Origin of the sequence: Ruminococcus sp. J1101004sp1_RTP21198st1_B9_RTP21198_201120 (genome assembly GCF_040924245.1) — a bacterium.
In the GTDB taxonomy this organism is placed as follows: domain Bacteria; phylum Bacillota; class Clostridia; order Lachnospirales; family Lachnospiraceae; genus Blautia_A; species Blautia_A faecis.
On record NZ_JBCOMI010000009.1, the window covers coordinates 28,784 to 45,067 of the forward strand.

A 16,284-nucleotide genomic window follows, 5' to 3' on the forward strand; every position below is an offset into this window, starting at 1 on the left:
CTTTTCTAATAATCATATGAAGTTTTCCTGCTGTTCTTTTATTTCCAGCATAATCAGTATAACAGTTCAAAGTATCAGGGGTATCTCAAATACCTGCCGTAAAGTATCACTGATTCCTATAAAAGTATCATCATTTGATACTTTTTAAATTGACATAAAAATACACCGGAACTCACCAGCCCGATGTATGATCTTCCTATTTATTTAATGTGCCATGATCTTTCTCATGTTGAGCAATCGCCTGACGAATCAGATACAGCACTTCTCCATTGATAGAACGCCCCTCAAATTCAGCAAGACTTTTCAGTTTTCCGTGCGTCTCAGAATCAATCCGAAGACCAAGATGTTTATCTTTTTCCATATGGCTTCCTCTCCATTTGATAAGTACAAAATAAGTTCATAATACGAGTACATTTTAAGTACAAAACATGGTAAAATGGTTTAAATGAACTTGTTTTAAGTACACTATATTTTATTATTAGGGGAGAGCATCAAAAATATGAAGAAAGAAAAGCGATATTATCAAATCCGAATAGATTATTTCTGGCTTTCCATACTGGCAGTCATAATTGTTATCTCCATAATCATCGCATATTATGCCTCTGCCCATGAGCAGACATCTTCCCAACCAGTATCTACTAAACACCGTGCTGACATTGATGTAACTTTTGACGATCTGCGCTCATCCCTGGAAAACACATCAGAATGTTATCTATGCGGAAATGCGGAAGAAAGCCTGATGAGCTACTTTAGAAACTTTGACACTATTGGATTGATCTCGCTGAATGACTGGTATGTGATTGATTTTCCACTGAAAAATTACGATGAAAATGGAAATGAGGTAGAAAGTGCTACTTCAACTTCATTCCTCTCTGGGAATACAGGTGAAATATCTTATTCTTCAGACGGAACTCCAAGCCGTGGTATGGCAAGCATAGATGTGACGTTGCCGGAAAATTATGAAATTGATACTAACATGCTAGAAAACCATTTATGCCAGAATTGCCTAAGTAAAGTTGCAGCTTCATTAGAATACAGAAAGACGGACGGAGAAAATAAAGAAGCTATTCCATTGTGCATAGTTGATTTCAAGACATTGGAAATTTACTCACTACAAGATTACTGGAGAGCATATTTTGTCCGAGACTATTATGTAGAAATGGATTTTGATGATAATATAGTAAGAACAGAAGTATTTTACTTGCCAGAACGTATATAACAAATATGGGAAAGAGGTGATACTATATGGGAATAATTAAATATTTTAGAAAAAAATACTGGGAAGCAGCCATTTTCAGGGGTGGGCGGCGCATACCATTTAGCTGCGATGGCTTGACAGCTGTTCCTGATAGAGCCTATGCACTGTTTACAGAAAAAGAATTGGAAAAAATTTACAACGATAGAAATGAATTTTATAAGAAGCTAATGCAGATGATTGATTCATATTAACAAAAGGTCAATCAAAATTTTATTTGTTACATAAATTAAAAGGTAAATATGTTCAAACATAAGGCCTCGGAATCTTAATGATTTCTGGGATTTTCTATTATTGAGATAAGGCTATTTATAGCAATTTAAACCGAATTATGATAACATAAGGCAAAGATAAATCGTTGTTTGGCGATTTAGTAAAGCCCGATAGATTAATTTTATAGGGAACAGAAAATTTAAATGTATCGTATTAGGAGATGAAAAAATCGAGATGAAATATAAAGAATATAAGGATAATTATGAATATATGTACGAACTTTCTGCGTACTTGCTTTCGTTTTCGGATACCGTACAATATTTATACAATGAATCGTCAAGAGAGGAGGCAACAAGGTGACTTCTTTAACCATAGAACAAAAAAGAGTGGACATATACCCAAGCGCAAAGCCGGGCAGCCCAGTTATCTATCTCAACACCTTTTCCAATGCCGTCAACAGTGTGTATAAAAACCTGATGGCGCTCGGCTGCCCAGATTTCTGTCTGGTGGCGGTCAGTAAGCTGAAATGGGATCATGACATGACACCGTGGTATATGGGGCCGATCTCTAAACACGATACGCCCTGCACCGGTGGTGCGGATGATTACCTGAAACTGCTTCTGGATGAAATTATGCCGGAAGCGGAAGCGCTCCTTCCCGGTGCGCCCGCCTGGCGGGGCCTCGCCGGTTACTCGCTGGCCGGGCTGTTCGCCCTCTACGCTCTCTACCAAACGGATGTGTTTGCCCGCGCAGCGAGTATGTCAGGTTCCTTCTGGTTTGAGGGCATCATGGAATATGTGTGCTCCCATGAGATGAAGCGCAAACCTGACTGTCTGTATTTTTCTCTCGGAGACAAGGAGAGCTCCACCGATAATCCGATTTTGAACGTTGTGCAGCAGAATACGCAGGAGATAGAAACACTGTGCCACGGGAAAGGCATCGAAACCACCTTCGTACTGAACAGTGGCAGCCACTATCAGGCGTGCAACAAGCGCACAGCGGCTGGCATTCACTGGATATTAAATAGATAAACCGACAAGGAGATAAAACGATGGATACGATTTATTCGCTTTTTCAGAAAGTAGTTAAAGAACATGAAAATGCCCCGGCTATCATTGAAAACGACCGCGCCATGACTTTTGGAGAGCTGTCCAACATGGTGGATATGATCACGTGCAGCTTTCCGCAGGAAGTACACAGCATCGGCATCGTCATGCGTCACCGAACCGAGATGATTGCCTCGATTCTGGCGGTACTCAAATGCGGCGGCCGATATGTCCCAGCCGAGCCGGATTTTCCCACCGGGCGCATCCATGACATGATGACCGAGGCACAGGTGGATTTTGTGCTGACGGAACACGCCTTTGCGCCCAAACTGAGCAGTTTCCCCATCCGCTATACAGATTGTGAGATCTGCGGCGTGGAGACGCCCTCCTGGAAGCGCAACGCCATCGAAGACCCGGAACGCCCCGCCTATGTGCTGTATACGTCAGGTACCACCGGGCGGCCCAAAGGTGTCTGTGTCACCAACCGCAATGTTTGCCATTATGTCCGTGCCTTTGCCAACGAGTTCCATCCCGGCCCCGGTGATGTCATGCTGCAATATTCCGTCTGTTCTTTTGACATCTTTGTGGAGGAAGTGTTCACCAGTCTGCTGAATGGTGCCGCTCTGGCCATCCCCGCTGACGAGGATAAGGCCGACATCCATGCATTGATGGCTTTTGTGGAACGCCACCATGTGACTATGATCAGCGGCTTTCCGTATCTGCTGGCAGAAATGAACCACCTGTCTGTCATTCCGTCCTCTCTGCGGCTGCTTATCAGCGGCGGCGATGTGTTGCGGGGCGTTTATGTGGATCACCTGCTGAACAAAGCAGAGGTTTACAACACCTACGGCCCCTCCGAGACAACGGTCTGCGCCTCCTATTACCGTTGTAATAGTGGAACTGTGCTGGAGGACGGTACCTATCCCATCGGTCATCCTGTACTAGGTGCGCAAATCAGGATTCTGGATCAGTCTGGCAACGAGGTTGCCAAAGGGCAGACGGGTGAGATTTGCATTTATGGCGGCGGTGTATCTCTGGGCTACATTGGCGACCATGCCGAGGAAAACAGAGCTTTTGAGCGGCAGCCGGACGGTAGCACCATGTACCGCAGCGGCGATTTGGGCTATATCCTGCCGGATGGCAACATTGCATTCCTGCACCGCAAGGACGACCAGATCATGATTTACGGCAAGCGGGTGGAACTTGCCGAGGTGGAGTCCCGGCTCTATCGGTGCAAGGATGTGCAGCAGGCTATTGTCCGGGCTTTTACAGACGAGGATGGACTGTCCTATATGACCGCCTATGTGGTGCCTTCCGACAATAAGCTGAAAGTCTCGGAAGTAAAAAAAGAACTGTCTGAAAATTTGACTTCCTTTATGATCCCAGAGTTCTTTGTGAAGATGAAGCAGATTCCTTTGAATGTCAACGGTAAGCCGGATGTGTCGAAACTGCCGGTGGTAATGAAAGCGGGGGCATTATAATGGAGATTCAGATCCGGCAGGCCACGATCCAGGACCTGAATGTATTGATGCAATGGCGAATGGAAGTCTTGCATGAGGTATTCTCCATCCCCTCGGAGCGGTCTGTAACAGAGCTGGAATCGGAAAATCGCCGCTACTATCAAACAGAACTGCCGCAGGGCGGACATATTGCCTGCTTTGCCTACGTAGGGGAGGAAATCGTCGGCTGCGGCGGGATATGCCTCTATCATGAGATGCCCTCACCGGACAATCTAAACGGGAAATGTGCCTACCTGATGAACATTTATACCCGGCCGCAGTTTCGCGGACACGGCATAGGGAACAGAATCGTCAGGTGGCTTGTAGAGCAGGCTCGTCAGCGGCATATTTCAAAAATTTATCTTGAAACCTCAAACAAAGGCAGGCCGCTGTATCAAACAATCGGTTTTGCCGATATGAAGGATATGATGAAACTGTCCCGTGAAAAATAAGCAAAATCAAAGGAGCATACATACAATGGAGCCAATCATCTGAAACGTTGAAGTAAAAAGCGTCCTCACAAAATCCAATTTGCCTGTGAGTGATTATTCGGTCAATCCTTATGTGGGCTGTGGCCACGGCTGCAAATATTGCTACGCATCTTTTATGAAGCGTTTTACCAATCACCCGGAGCCCTGGGGAGAGTTCATAGACGTTAAATTTTGGCCGGAAATCAAACACCCGGAGCGGTATGCAGGGAAAGAACTGTTTCTCTGTTACGTGACCGACCCATATCAGCCGCTGGAGGAAACCGCCTGCCGCACCCGCGCCATTTTGGAGCAGATGCAGGGCAGTGAATGTAGCCTCAGTATTGCTACCAAGTCTGACCTGGTGCTGCGTGACCTTGACCTCATTAAAACATTCCCCAATGCGCGGGTATCCTGGTCGATCAAACACACTGGACGAAGATTTTCGCGCTGATATGGACAATGCAGTGAGCATTGAGCGGCGGCTGGCCGCTATGAAAGCATTCCATGATGCTGGTGTGCGCACCACCTGCTTTATCTCGCCGATTTTCCCCGGCCTCACCGACCTGCCCTCCATCATCCACCGGGCGAAGAATCAATGTAATTTGGTCTGGCTGGAAAACCTAAACTTGCGGGGCGGTTATAAGAAAACGATTTTTGACTATATAACGGAAAAACATCCAGACCTGCTGCCGCTGTACGATACCATTTACAATAAAAAAGAACGCAGCTACTGGTCAATGCTGGATGCGCAGATGCGGCAGTTTTGCCAAGAGGAAGGGCTACTGTATGTCCAGGATGATGATTCCATCAAACGCCCGTTCAACGATCCGCCTATCGTGGTCAATTATTTTTTCAACGAAGAGATTATCCCTCGGCCAAAATGCAGAAGAACAGGTAATCAAAACTATATAGTAACATGCAGAAAGCTAGAAGTTGTAGAGGTGAGGTTATGAAACGCGCAGAATTAGAATCAGACATATAACGCCGAGACAGATTATCCGTGGCTCAAATATCCGAATTATGAGGTGTTCCGGCATTGTAATAATCGGAAGTGGTTTGCTCTGATTATGGATGTACCAAAGAACAAGCTGGGGCTGCAAGGCGAAGAAATGCTGGAAGTGGTCGATTTCAAATGTGACCCAATTCTGATTGGCACACTACGAGAGGAACCCGGCTTCTTCCCGGCGTATCACATGAGCAAGGATAGCTGGATTACTGTTGCACTGGATGTGCAGCGTATCAGATGACAAAATCAAAATGTTGCTTGATATGAGTTATGAAGCAACGATACCCAAAACATGCAAAAAGAGATACTGATAAATTCCAGTTTGCATATTTCTTAAAAAGATGTATGATATAAAAAAGCTCAGGAGGTTCAAATGAAATCACATAAATACTGGTCTATCGGTGCACTGGTTTCCATGATCGGAACTTGCTACACCGGCTACAAGGATATGAAATCAGCTCATAAATATTTTGCATTCAGTTCACTGATTTGTATGGCTATGGCCATTTACTCAGGTCATAAAATGATTTCTGGCAAATCCAGAAAAAAGAAAGAAACTGCAGCTGAAGAATCTGCGGAATAATAAGAGGAATAGGGGAGTATTCCATTATATATAAGCCTGATGGAAAGGGGAGATTCCATCAGGCTCTTTCAAATCTACTCTTCCGTTTCTGGAAAAGATGGCTTATATCGTTTGTTTGCAGACTGTGGCACTACGATTTCAAAAAAATAATATCCCATATACCGGAGAGCTGCTTTTTTCTTTCGATAAAAACTTGCCCGGCTCATCCCCAGTTCAAGCATAATTTCCATATCTGTCATTTTTCTGTGCCTGCAGAAGCAGCCATAAAGCACATCATAATATTCTGTTCCAAAATTCGGCGTAAAATATTTTACCAGTGTCATTGCCCGGTTGACCATATCACAAAGTCCATAGATTAGAATGATATTGTTTACTTCTTTTTTCAGTTTTCCTAAATTCATGCGGTAATCATAGGCATCCATATACTGAAGGGCATAGGCCATATTCTCATTGATCTTTTCCTGACACTCTTGCTCTAATTCATCCAAAACCATCTGATTTTCCAAAATCAAATCCTGATAATTGTTCATCAGTGCTTTAATCTTTTCATAGTACAGATCCATTCTCTCTTCTGTATGTTGTGCTGCATTTAATGTAATTTCCTTAAACGATCTAATCGCATAATCTCTCTCTGTCATTATCAAAATCTCCTTTTTTCGTATTGAATCGTCTTTCTCTGACGTTCTACACTCCCATCCCTGTGATTTTGACGGAAGCTCAATAAGAATTATTCTTGAGCAGAGACACATCTGCATGGACAATATAGTGGGCATATTGTTTCATGAACATAGATGTAATGCCCTTATATGTCAATCTGAAAAGAGCAAAAGGGAAAGGTCAGCTCTTCCGCAGATCCCATTTTCTTTCTTAAATCTTTACGCACTCTTGCGCTCCATAAACCATTTATCAAATTCATAATATAAATGGCATTCCTTACCATCTACCATTACAGTATACATAATTCCTGTACCACCTGCTTTCCGGCTGGCACAACGTTCTTTCGATTTTACTTTATCAATTAAATATTTAGTTCCATCTTCCCAAATAAATTCTATTGGCATCATTGCGCCTTCTGTGCTGAATTTTACAATGACTTCTACATAAACTTTGTTATCATTCAAAGCACTTACCTCCCATTGAAATATCCAACTGGATGAACGGTGTGGGATCCCTGTGCATCCAGGCTGGATAATATTTTATCCTGATACATAAATGCTCTCTGGACACTGTGATATCCAAACCGTCGCCTGATATCATCTACTGCCCTGTCTAACTTCTCCTGTTTTTCCCGGCGCTGCTCATTCATAAATAAATCTAACTGCACCGGAACCTGCCCCATAACCAGATCATCTGCACGGATTCCAAGACTTCTGATTGGACGAGGCCAATGATAGTTCTCTCTAAAAAGCTGGTATGCTGCACTCATTATCTCATCTGTAATGTCGGTCGGATCCTGCAGCTTTCTTTGCCTGGAGAAATGAAATAACCCATTATCACGAATCGAAATTGACACTACATTACATTTAAAACCATGTTTCCGCAGTCTGGCTGCGACACTTTCTGCCAATGCCATCAGAATAATCTGTACATCCTGATCATTTTCCAGATCTCTGGGTGTCGTTGTACTGTTGCCAATAGACTTTATCGGTGCCTGATATCCTTCTACTGAAACTGGCGAATCATCCCAGCCATTCGCAAATGAATAAATGACAAGTCCCATTTTCCCAAGCTGCCGTTCCAGAAAACTTGGATCTGTTCTTGCCAGTTCTCCGATTGTGCGAATACCATATTTCTGTAAAGTTCTATTCGTTGATCTTCCTACATATAGAAGATCTGATACCGGAAGTTTCCAGATTAGTTCACGATAATTCGTCCGATTAAATTCTGTAATTCCATCAGGCTTTTTATAATCGCTTCCAAGTTTTGCAAAAATTTTATTCCAGGAAATTCCAATGCTTACCGTAATACCCAGTTCTTTCTTTACCCTTCTGTTAATTTCTTCTGCAATTTTTCTTCCGTCACCTTTCAGTGAAAAACTATCAGTTACATCAAGCCAAGCTTCATCACATCCATACGGTTCAACTTGATTCGTATATTCCGAATATATTTCTCGCAACATTGAGGAAAATTTCAAATATAAATCCATCCTCGGAGGCACAAATATCAAATCCGGGCAAACCTGCTTTGCCTGCCACAATGCCATGCCAGTCTTAACGCCGCTTCTCTTCGCAATATAATTCGCCGTCAATACAATTCCATGCCTCGCTTCAGAATCTCCTCCTACAGCTAATGGCTTACCAACATATTCTGGATGATAAAGCATTTCCACACTAGCATAAAAACAATTGGCATCGCTGTGCAATATTGTTCTTTCCACATTTTCACCTTTCCTTTTTAGAACGTGCGTTCTTTTTCTATATAGGCATTATATATCGCTTTTAAATCTTTGTAAAGTAGCAGATATATCGTTTTTATGGATTTTAACGCTATTATTGTTGATTTTTTATCTGTTATGGGTTATAGTATATATAGGGAATAAATACCTGCATATGGAGGTGTATGATGATAAAGAAAGATTTTGGATCCATTATTGCTAATAAAAGAAAAGACCGAAAACTGTCTCAACCACAACTGGCAGCTCTTCTGTGTGAAAGAGGCTTAGATGTAAAAGCTCATTCTATCAGTAAATGGGAAAAAAATGTAAACCTGCCAAATGTTTTACAATTTTTTGCCCTCTGTGAGATTCTTGAGATTTCCGATATAAATAGAACATTCCAGATTGGAACGGATGAGAAACTTTTCTCCAAATTAAATGACGAAGGACAAGCCAAAGTTCTTGACTACATGAACCTATTAATGAAAAGTGGGGAATACATTCGAGAAGAACCAATCATTTATCAATTTCCACGAAGAACTCTCAGTCTCTATGATCTCCCGGTTTCAGCTGGAACAGGACAATTCCTTGATTCCGACCGTTTTTCCGAAATTGAAGTTGGTGATGAAGTATCTTCCAGTGCTGACTTCGGTATCCGGGTATGTGGTGACAGCATGGAGCCTCTCTATCTGGATGGACAGATCATCTGGATTCATAAACAAGAAACACTTGAAGAAGGAGAAATCGGTGTCTTCTTCCTTGATGGTGATGCTTATGTAAAGAAATATCATCAATCCGATTCCGGTATTCAGCTTATTTCTCTAAATAAAAAATATGCCCCTATCCAAGTCACTTCCGGATCCATCTTAAAAACTTTTGGAAAAGTAGTTGGCTAATTTTAAAAGGCTGATGGTTCAGAACGAGGACCTGGATTATTTCGGACTCTGCAGTTCATTGAATGCGACTCCGGAACTAATGAGCTTTAAATTATACAGCCTGACAAAACGAGGCCAGGCTTATCATATGCCGATGGAGATTCAGAGCAATTTCCTGGCGAAATAAAGATCCTGTTCTATATATCATAGTATGAACAGGATCTTTTTATAATGATTTATTTTCTATCTAAAATTTTATTAAACCGACTAAAGACTCCATAGTTTGTGTGTTTGACTTACTGTTTATATCTATCTTCTCCTAAATATTTTTCTAGTCATTGCAATATAAAATTGCTTATACAGTCTCTCCCTTAAGCGTCCTGGTATTCTGGATAATATACAGAGCGACCGATATGACCATCATTATAGCACACAAACCAATCAACAGATCTGATACCATCGGTGTAATGTGGAACCATATAATATGCACCGCTGCAGTTCCATATAATAAAAAGGTTACTATCTTTCCATGCCAGTCTGCACCATGTACTTTTCCTGTCTTTCGTATCACAAGACATCCACTGACTACCATATACAGCTCCTTACCTGCCATTATTACGATTAAAAGAAGCATATGCGGAAAACGAGTAAACAGACAGATTAACATCGCTGCCTGTGTCAGCTTATCAGCCACCGGATCAAGTATTTTTCCTAAATTACTAATCCTATGGAATCTTCTTGCGATATATCCATCAGCAAGATCCGTAAGACCAGACAGCAATAAGATTTCACCAGCTAACAGAGGATTTTTCTTTACACAATAACTCCATATAATTACCGGGATCAGACAAAGCCGAAAAAAAGAAAGAAGATTAGGAACCGTAATAATTCTATTCAAATTTTCTTCCTGATTCACTTCACTCTGCATGTACGGTCATCTCACTTTCCTTTTTTTTAGACATAAACCAATAAAATATAACACAAAATGCTAAAGCAAACACAACACCAAAAACATTTTGAATCACTCTAAGACTAACCGCTCCTTGTAGTCCATAAGTCTCTGCAGCAATGGCTAAAGCACCAAATGTGTTAAATACTGCCTGCCAGCCATATTGTGCTGAAAATCCTACACCGATTCCACCAAGAATTCCTATATATGCATAGATTGACGAAGGAAGCAGAAAATATAATACTGTAAAACATATAACACCTGCAATATTTCCGACAATCCTTTTACGGACTCTGTAGCGCATATCTTCCATAAACGGCAAAATCGCGGACATGGCCGCAATACCAGCCCACATTGCACGTGGCATATTACAAAGTTCTGCAATGCAAAGGACAATCGGTACGCATAAAATCTGACATATCTGCCATTTTGTTCTGGAAGAAGTGATATCAAATTCTTGTATCAGATCTTTCAGATTTCTTTTATAAGTTCTGTTTTTATGATTTCGATAAAATACGAAGCAGGTAAGTGCTGCACCTAAAGCCATTCCGACTAATCGCATCTGATAGCTTTTTCCCGTAACATCATAACCATATAGCAGCAGATACCCAAGAACCAATGTAGATTGATTAAACATGAATGGATTATGGCATCCGAACAGAATCAACACAGCCAGTGCCGCAATATTTAACAGCATTCCCAATACCGGTGAAAACTGATTTGCTAAATGCGGACATACAGTCATAATTACAAAGAACAAAGCCAAAAGCATCGTAGATTGTCCGGTGTGGATCCCCAGATCCGCATTTCTAAACACCATGAGACATAATAAGACTACTACACCTACAATGCTGTTCTCATTTCCAAATAGGATGCTGAAAATACTAACAAAGAAAAAACAAAATGCCATTGTAACAGCTATCTTCACCAGATATACCCACATATGATATAATTTTTCTTTTAGTGTTTCACTCTTTTTCAACAGTTTTTTAGAACCTGCCTGATTTAACTGCAACTCCTGATAAAATGTCATATAAATCCTCCCATCTTCTAATTTATCTTAAAACTATATAATCTCATCTTTCTGCTTTGGCAGCTCTATAACAAATCTGCATCCACCATATTCACGGTTTTCTGCTTTGATTGTTCCTCCGGCACTATCTACAATCCGTTTTACAAGTGCAAGACCTAGGCCATTTCCTTCTGCTTTATGAGATCCATCTACCTGATAGAACTTGTCAAATATTCTGGATTTTACATCATCCTCTATTCCTGGTCCTTCATCTTCCAGAATGAACTTAACAGAATCCTGTTCTTGTTTCAGAAACATCGTAATTGTCCCCTTTGAAGGGCTGAATTTAATCGCATTATCCAAAAGATTTATCCAGATATGCATAAAAAGTCCTTCATTCCCAGTATATTTAACTTCCTCCAATTCTACCTGAAAACCAATTTCTTTTTCTGTCCATTTTGTTTCCAATGAAAGAAATGCCTGGCGGATCTGTTCATCCAGACGATATTCTGTTTTTTTCATTGGTATATTCTGATTCTCTAACTTGGATAACAGCAAAATATTACCAACCAATCCGGAAAGTCTTTGGGTGTTAAATAAGATTTTTTCTACATATTCCTCTTGATCCGGAGACAGTTCTTCTCCCTGAAGCAGCATTGTATATCCTTCAATGGCATTAATCGGGGTCTTAAACTCATGAGAAACATTAGATACAAAATCCATCTGCAGCACCTCTGTTGCACGAAGTTCTTTTGTCATAACGTTAAAACTTTGATAAGATTCTCCAACTTCTGCTATACGGCTGTTCGTTTCCAAATGCTGTTCAAAATCTCCCTGAGAAACTTCCTTCATTGCTTTACTAAGTCTGGTAATTGGTTCCAGTAACTTTGCATTAATAAAGGAAGTGATCAGCCCTGCAATCAATGTATTGAAAATCAAAAGCCAGCCAAGCACAGGTATGCTGCCCGGCAGATTAAAAAAATGATTCAAAAAAGCAAATAATAAAGCAGATATGACTGTTGAAAATACAAGTGCCAGCCAGATTGCACCAGTCAGACAGGATCGGATCCGCAATCCTTTTTCATTCTTTTGTTCCATTATTTTTTCACCACCTTGTATCCAATTCCACGCATTGTTACGATTTCAAAATCAGGGTTATCTTTAAAACGCTCTCTGATTCTTCCTATATGTACCTCTATCGTATGTGGGTCTGCCTCCGTCTCGTATCCCCATACTTCATCCATCAACTGTTGTTTTGTAAATGTTCTGCCTGGCGAAGCTGCAAGCTTATATAAAAGCAGGAATTCTTTTTTAGGCAAAACAAGACTTTCCTTATCAGTTGTAACCGTCATTGCATCATAATCAAACTCTGTTGAACCGATCACAATTTTGTGTTCATTCAGTATCTGTGCACGGCGAAGCAGTGCTCCGACTCTTAAAACCATTTCATTCACATTTACCGGTTTTACCATATAATCGTCACTTCCCGAAAGAAATCCCTGGCGCATATCATCAAAGGAACCTTTCGCAGTGATCATAAGTACCGGTATCTGATATCCTGCTGAACGGAGTTCCGACACCAGTTCATAACCATCCATAACCGGCATCATAATATCAGAAATGATCAGATCAATATATTCCTTATCCAATACTTCTAATGCCTGTGCTCCATCCGATGCACTTTTGACTTGATATCCATTCTTCTCAAGCACTTTTTGGAATAGCTGGCTTAATTCTTTATCATCTTCTACAATCAATATTTGAAACACGTTTTCCTTCCTCCTTATTAAAACAGATACCTTGCCCATCCAAGCAGATGCTGTACCAAAAATATTTTTCTCTGACGTTTCTTTGTTAATTCGATTGGCTCTACATGATATGGATCACGATAGGTTCCATCTTCCAATACCTGGCGGGACACTCTTTCATATTCCATCATGCCCTCTTCCAACTGTTTATTAATATCTTTACTGCGAATTACAAGCATCAGTTCCGTATCCAGATATGCACTTCTCATGTCCATATTAAAGGAACCGATTACAGACAGATCATCATCAATCAGAATACTTTTTCCGTGGTATGAATAACCGCCTTCATATTCCCAGATATTAATTCCTGTACTTAAGATTCTATTTCTGTTTTTCGCATAATCGGCAGCCCCAAATGGATTCCCATTATTCGCAACTGAATTTGTCATGATAGAAAAATCTGAAACGTTCTCTGCAATCTCCTCCCATGTATTATACATCATATCATTACAGATAATATATGGCGTGTGGATCTTCACACGATTTTTTGCATTTTTCATCAATTCTCCCAACTGATACCACACTACTGGTTCTTTGGAACCTGTGTGAATAGGATTTGACACTAATGCAATCTTTTCTGTCTCAAAAGTTTCGTCCGTGTAATCGGTATCGCAGATTCTTTCCTTATTCTCTTCAAAATATTTCTGATAGCCGTTCTGCAGCTCTAAAACTGCGTTCTTTACAGATTTTCTATTTGCCAGTTTTTTATTGTCATGAAAATAACCACTGTCTTCTTGTTCCCATATCGTTTCAAAATACTCTAACAACTGGTTAACTGAATTTTCTTTCTCAGGTTCATCGCAAACCACTAACACGTCTCTGTCATAGTTCTTATGTCCCGGAAAATCACCCAGGAAATAATTGTATGTATTTCTTCCCCCAAGAATATATCTCTTTCCATCTGCAATCAAATATTTATCATGCATTCTACCCATCATCTTCCATGGTTTCAACGGATTGGCCTTATTATACAGTTTAATTTCAACATTCTCATGGGAAGATAATCCATAGAAATACGGATTTCCTTCCATATCAATCCAGCTCTCCATTCCATCTACTAACAGACGAATATGTACACCTCTGTCTGCCGCATCATGCAGTGCTCCTAAAATCAATTTTCCACTTTCATCGGATTGAAATGCAAAAGTAGAAAGAATAATTTCCTTTTTGGCATTCTTGATCAAACGCACTCTTTGTAAAAGCGCTTCTGGATTCTTTTCTATGATTACTGCCCGTTCTGTATTTTCACTGCATTCGTTCCATGACCCATTTTTTGTTTCTTTTTTGGTTGTATTGGACACTTCCGGCTGCTTTTTATATGCAACGCAGATTCCGAGCAATTCATAAAAAGCCACACATAAAAAAATTGCCAGTATAACAAGAAGGATTTTACATATTTTATGCTTTTTCATTGTACATCACCTGATTCCTTTTTATTTCATACTTATATAATACAAAGTGAATCTCAATTTAACCTCAACAAGGTTTGTTTTTTTCATCCATGCAAAATCTTCTTTGTACAACAGACTGTTAGATATAGCAAAAACGGCCTTTCAAAAACAGTTAACTTCTAAATCAACTGTTTTTTGAAAGGTCGTTTCATCAGATTCTTATAGCAATCCAGCAAATAATCTCATAAATAATTGTCCCAGTCGCAAATATGCACTTCGTCCGGTTTGATATTGGTCTGTCACATCACGACATTCTCCCATCGTTCTTATCAGATCATTTTTTATTTCCACAACTGCCTGACAATCTGCCATAAAACAGCCGTTTTCAAAATGGTGATATAAACTTCGATAATCCAGATTAATTGTTCCACAAGTTGCCATACAGTCATCTGCCACACTCATTTTTGCATGACAGAAACCAGGAGTCCACTCATAAACACGAACACCATGTTTAACTAATCCATGATAAAAAGAACGAGTTATATTATAAATGAATTTTTTATCAGGGATACCAGGTGTGATAATTCTTACGTCTACCCCTCGCTTAGCAGCCAGACATAACGCATGCGTCATTTCATCTGTTATGATTAGATATGGAGTCATAAACCAACAATATTTTTCAGCTTTATTTATCATACTGATATAAACTTCTTCTCCTACTTGCTCATTATCCATAGGGCTGTCTGCATAAGGTTGAACAAACCCAGTTTGCTGTGCCGCATAATCATAGTGGAAAAGGTATTTACTAAAATCAGAATCATTAGCAGCCTTATCACTTACTGCATTCCACATTTCCAAAAATGTCACCGTAAGCGACTGAACAGCATCTCCTTCTAAACGAATACCTGTATCTTTCCACTGTCCATACGGGTGTGTGTAATTAAAATATTCGTTTGCTAGATTATATCCACCTGTAAATCCGACTTTTCCATCAATAACTGTTATTTTTCTATGATCACGATTGTTCAAAAACAGATTTAAACCTGGCATAAACGGATTGAATACACGGCAATGAATTCCTATTGCCTCCATCTTTTTCACAAAATCTGTGTTAATAAAGCCTATAGAACCCATATCATCGTAGAATACTCTAACTTCCACACCTGCTTTTACTCGCTCTTCCAGAACATCTTGAATCTTATGCCATGCTTCAGCGTCTTCTATCGCATGATATTCCATAAAGATAAACTTCTGTGCTTTCTCCAAATCCTTAAGCTGTGCCTCTAATCCTTTCACTGCTTCATCAAAATACACAATATCCGTATTCTGATAGATTGGATACTGCGAATTTCTTTGTATGTAACTTGCTATATTTCCTGCTTTCGGAATTGTTTCTTTTATTTTGCTCAAACACTCCTGACTGTCTGGAAGCATTGGTAACAATTTGCTATCAATTTCTGCATATCGCTCACGCATTTTATGTGTGCCACCATTCAAACCAATCAACAAATACAGGCCTACACCCATAATTGGGAAAATTAGAATTAAGATGATCCAAGGCATTTTCATAGAGGATGTCTTATTTGATGCGTACAATCCCAAAACCAAGATCCCACTCAAAATCCTTGTAAATAAATTTATGATTTCTGCATATTCATTCAAGCGTGTTACGATAGTAATAATAAAAATCACTTCCAGAAGAATGCAGATTATGGAAAAACACAGCCGTTTTATCCCATTTTTTGTTTTTGCTTTGCCCTCTAAAGTATCTTGTTTCATATATATTACACCTTCCTACTTGCT

Annotated in this window: 19 protein-coding genes and 1 pseudogene; 10 read left to right on the forward strand and 10 right to left on the reverse strand. The window is 40.2% G+C overall.

The genetic code is table 11. The annotated features are described in order from the left end of the window. Nucleotides 1-196: 196 nt before the first annotated feature. Nucleotides 197-361 (reverse strand): Arc family DNA-binding protein, encoded by a 165-nt coding sequence (locus tag AB5618_RS07585; RefSeq protein WP_118062271.1) that lies wholly within the window; start codon nucleotides 359-361, stop codon nucleotides 197-199. A 138-nt stretch (nucleotides 362-499) separates the two neighbouring features. Between AB5618_RS07585 and AB5618_RS07590 the strand changes: the two genes are divergently transcribed. The 8 genes and pseudogenes from AB5618_RS07590 to AB5618_RS07625 all read left to right on the forward strand — a co-directional run bounded on the left by AB5618_RS07590 (nucleotide 500) and on the right by AB5618_RS07625 (nucleotide 6,072). Continuing rightward, nucleotides 500-1,219: a hypothetical protein gene (locus tag AB5618_RS07590; protein WP_148463132.1), complete on the forward strand. Its 720-nt coding sequence runs from the start codon at nucleotides 500-502 to the stop codon at nucleotides 1,217-1,219. A 26-nt stretch (nucleotides 1,220-1,245) separates the two neighbouring features. Beyond that, a complete protein-coding gene (locus AB5618_RS07595) occupies nucleotides 1,246-1,449 on the forward strand; it encodes a hypothetical protein (RefSeq protein WP_118512131.1) in 204 nt (67 codons plus the stop codon). Between the two features lie 375 nt (nucleotides 1,450-1,824). Next, complete coding sequence (locus AB5618_RS07600; RefSeq protein WP_118338790.1) at nucleotides 1,825-2,499, forward strand: alpha/beta hydrolase; 675 nt, start codon at nucleotides 1,825-1,827, stop codon at nucleotides 2,497-2,499. Between the two features lie 20 nt (nucleotides 2,500-2,519). Continuing rightward, entirely contained in the window at nucleotides 2,520-3,995 is a 1,476-nt protein-coding gene (locus tag AB5618_RS07605; protein WP_118512127.1) for an amino acid adenylation domain-containing protein, read from the forward strand. Next, nucleotides 3,995-4,465: a GNAT family N-acetyltransferase gene (locus AB5618_RS07610; protein ID WP_005924656.1), complete on the forward strand. Its 471-nt coding sequence runs from the start codon at nucleotides 3,995-3,997 to the stop codon at nucleotides 4,463-4,465. Before AB5618_RS07605 ends, AB5618_RS07610 begins: the two co-directional genes overlap by 1 nt. A gap of 79 nt (nucleotides 4,466-4,544) precedes the next feature. Further along, nucleotides 4,545-5,436 (forward strand): annotated as a pseudogene (locus AB5618_RS07615) (radical SAM protein). Between the two features lie 72 nt (nucleotides 5,437-5,508). Beyond that, a complete protein-coding gene (locus tag AB5618_RS07620; protein ID WP_226815879.1) occupies nucleotides 5,509-5,730 on the forward strand; it encodes an MmcQ/YjbR family DNA-binding protein in 222 nt (73 codons plus the stop codon). Nucleotides 5,731-5,862: 132 nt separating this feature from the next. After that, a complete protein-coding gene (locus AB5618_RS07625; RefSeq protein WP_118511955.1) occupies nucleotides 5,863-6,072 on the forward strand; it encodes a DUF6219 family protein in 210 nt (69 codons plus the stop codon). Nucleotides 6,073-6,146: 74 nt separating this feature from the next. Here AB5618_RS07625 and AB5618_RS07630 read toward each other — a convergent pair whose 3' ends face one another. From AB5618_RS07630 to dinB, 3 genes are all read right to left on the reverse strand, one after another. Further along, nucleotides 6,147-6,710 (reverse strand): hypothetical protein, encoded by a 564-nt coding sequence (locus tag AB5618_RS07630; RefSeq protein WP_173683453.1) that lies wholly within the window; start codon nucleotides 6,708-6,710, stop codon nucleotides 6,147-6,149. Between the two features lie 237 nt (nucleotides 6,711-6,947). Then, on the reverse strand, nucleotides 6,948-7,193 hold the full coding sequence (locus AB5618_RS07635) for a hypothetical protein (protein ID WP_330386437.1): 246 nt from the start codon (nucleotides 7,191-7,193) through the stop codon (nucleotides 6,948-6,950). Between the two features lie 5 nt (nucleotides 7,194-7,198). Beyond that, complete coding sequence (gene dinB / locus AB5618_RS07640) at nucleotides 7,199-8,449, reverse strand: DNA polymerase IV (RefSeq protein ID WP_195968505.1); 1,251 nt, start codon at nucleotides 8,447-8,449, stop codon at nucleotides 7,199-7,201. Between the two features lie 182 nt (nucleotides 8,450-8,631). On the opposite strand from dinB, the gene AB5618_RS07645 reads away from it, so the two are divergent. Next, nucleotides 8,632-9,342 (forward strand): S24 family peptidase, encoded by a 711-nt coding sequence (locus tag AB5618_RS07645; protein ID WP_148463582.1) that lies wholly within the window; start codon nucleotides 8,632-8,634, stop codon nucleotides 9,340-9,342. Then, nucleotides 9,335-9,508: a hypothetical protein gene (locus AB5618_RS07650; RefSeq protein WP_226815871.1), complete on the forward strand. Its 174-nt coding sequence runs from the start codon at nucleotides 9,335-9,337 to the stop codon at nucleotides 9,506-9,508. The genes AB5618_RS07645 and AB5618_RS07650 overlap by 8 nt, the downstream gene beginning before the upstream one ends. A gap of 168 nt (nucleotides 9,509-9,676) precedes the next feature. On the opposite strand, the gene AB5618_RS07655 is transcribed toward AB5618_RS07650, so the two are convergent. The 6 genes from AB5618_RS07655 to cls all read right to left on the reverse strand — a co-directional run bounded on the left by AB5618_RS07655 (nucleotide 9,677) and on the right by cls (nucleotide 16,260). Continuing rightward, nucleotides 9,677-10,249: a CDP-alcohol phosphatidyltransferase family protein gene (locus AB5618_RS07655; protein WP_008115839.1), complete on the reverse strand. Its 573-nt coding sequence runs from the start codon at nucleotides 10,247-10,249 to the stop codon at nucleotides 9,677-9,679. Then, a complete protein-coding gene (locus tag AB5618_RS07660) occupies nucleotides 10,239-11,303 on the reverse strand; it encodes an FUSC family protein (protein WP_173771334.1) in 1,065 nt (354 codons plus the stop codon). Before AB5618_RS07660 ends, AB5618_RS07655 begins: the two co-directional genes overlap by 11 nt. Nucleotides 11,304-11,336: 33 nt before the next feature. Then, complete coding sequence (locus AB5618_RS07665; protein WP_118584010.1) at nucleotides 11,337-12,380, reverse strand: HAMP domain-containing sensor histidine kinase; 1,044 nt, start codon at nucleotides 12,378-12,380, stop codon at nucleotides 11,337-11,339. Then, nucleotides 12,380-13,090 (reverse strand): response regulator transcription factor, encoded by a 711-nt coding sequence (locus tag AB5618_RS07670; protein ID WP_003693048.1) that lies wholly within the window; start codon nucleotides 13,088-13,090, stop codon nucleotides 12,380-12,382. The genes AB5618_RS07665 and AB5618_RS07670 overlap by 1 nt, the downstream gene beginning before the upstream one ends. Next, entirely contained in the window at nucleotides 13,069-14,502 is a 1,434-nt protein-coding gene (locus AB5618_RS07675) for a phospholipase D family protein (protein WP_118568545.1), read from the reverse strand. Before AB5618_RS07675 ends, AB5618_RS07670 begins: the two co-directional genes overlap by 22 nt. 198 nt (nucleotides 14,503-14,700) lie before the next feature. Next, nucleotides 14,701-16,260 (reverse strand): cardiolipin synthase, encoded by a 1,560-nt coding sequence (gene cls / locus AB5618_RS07680; RefSeq protein WP_148463584.1) that lies wholly within the window; start codon nucleotides 16,258-16,260, stop codon nucleotides 14,701-14,703. Between the last annotated feature and the right edge of the window lie 24 nt (nucleotides 16,261-16,284).

Coding starts and splice junctions, on each gene's coding strand:
- AB5618_RS07585 (WP_118062271.1), bottom strand. CDS start 361: ATGGAAAAAGATAAACATCTTGGTCTTCGGATTGATTCTGAGACGCAC.
- AB5618_RS07590 (WP_148463132.1), top strand. CDS start 500: ATGAAGAAAGAAAAGCGATATTATCAAATCCGAATAGATTATTTCTGG.
- AB5618_RS07595 (WP_118512131.1), top strand. CDS start 1,246: ATGGGAATAATTAAATATTTTAGAAAAAAATACTGGGAAGCAGCCATT.
- AB5618_RS07605 (WP_118512127.1), top strand. CDS start 2,520: ATGGATACGATTTATTCGCTTTTTCAGAAAGTAGTTAAAGAACATGAA.
- AB5618_RS07610 (WP_005924656.1), top strand. CDS start 3,995: ATGGAGATTCAGATCCGGCAGGCCACGATCCAGGACCTGAATGTATTG.
- AB5618_RS07625 (WP_118511955.1), top strand. CDS start 5,863: ATGAAATCACATAAATACTGGTCTATCGGTGCACTGGTTTCCATGATC.
- AB5618_RS07630 (WP_173683453.1), bottom strand. CDS start 6,710: ATGACAGAGAGAGATTATGCGATTAGATCGTTTAAGGAAATTACATTA.
- AB5618_RS07645 (WP_148463582.1), top strand. CDS start 8,632: ATGATGATAAAGAAAGATTTTGGATCCATTATTGCTAATAAAAGAAAA.
- AB5618_RS07655 (WP_008115839.1), bottom strand. CDS start 10,249: ATGCAGAGTGAAGTGAATCAGGAAGAAAATTTGAATAGAATTATTACG.
- AB5618_RS07660 (WP_173771334.1), bottom strand. CDS start 11,303: ATGACATTTTATCAGGAGTTGCAGTTAAATCAGGCAGGTTCTAAAAAA.
- AB5618_RS07665 (WP_118584010.1), bottom strand. CDS start 12,380: ATGGAACAAAAGAATGAAAAAGGATTGCGGATCCGATCCTGTCTGACT.
- AB5618_RS07670 (WP_003693048.1), bottom strand. CDS start 13,090: ATGGGCAAGGTATCTGTTTTAATAAGGAGGAAGGAAAACGTGTTTCAA.
- AB5618_RS07675 (WP_118568545.1), bottom strand. CDS start 14,502: ATGAAAAAGCATAAAATATGTAAAATCCTTCTTGTTATACTGGCAATT.
- cls (WP_148463584.1), bottom strand. CDS start 16,260: ATGAAACAAGATACTTTAGAGGGCAAAGCAAAAACAAAAAATGGGATA.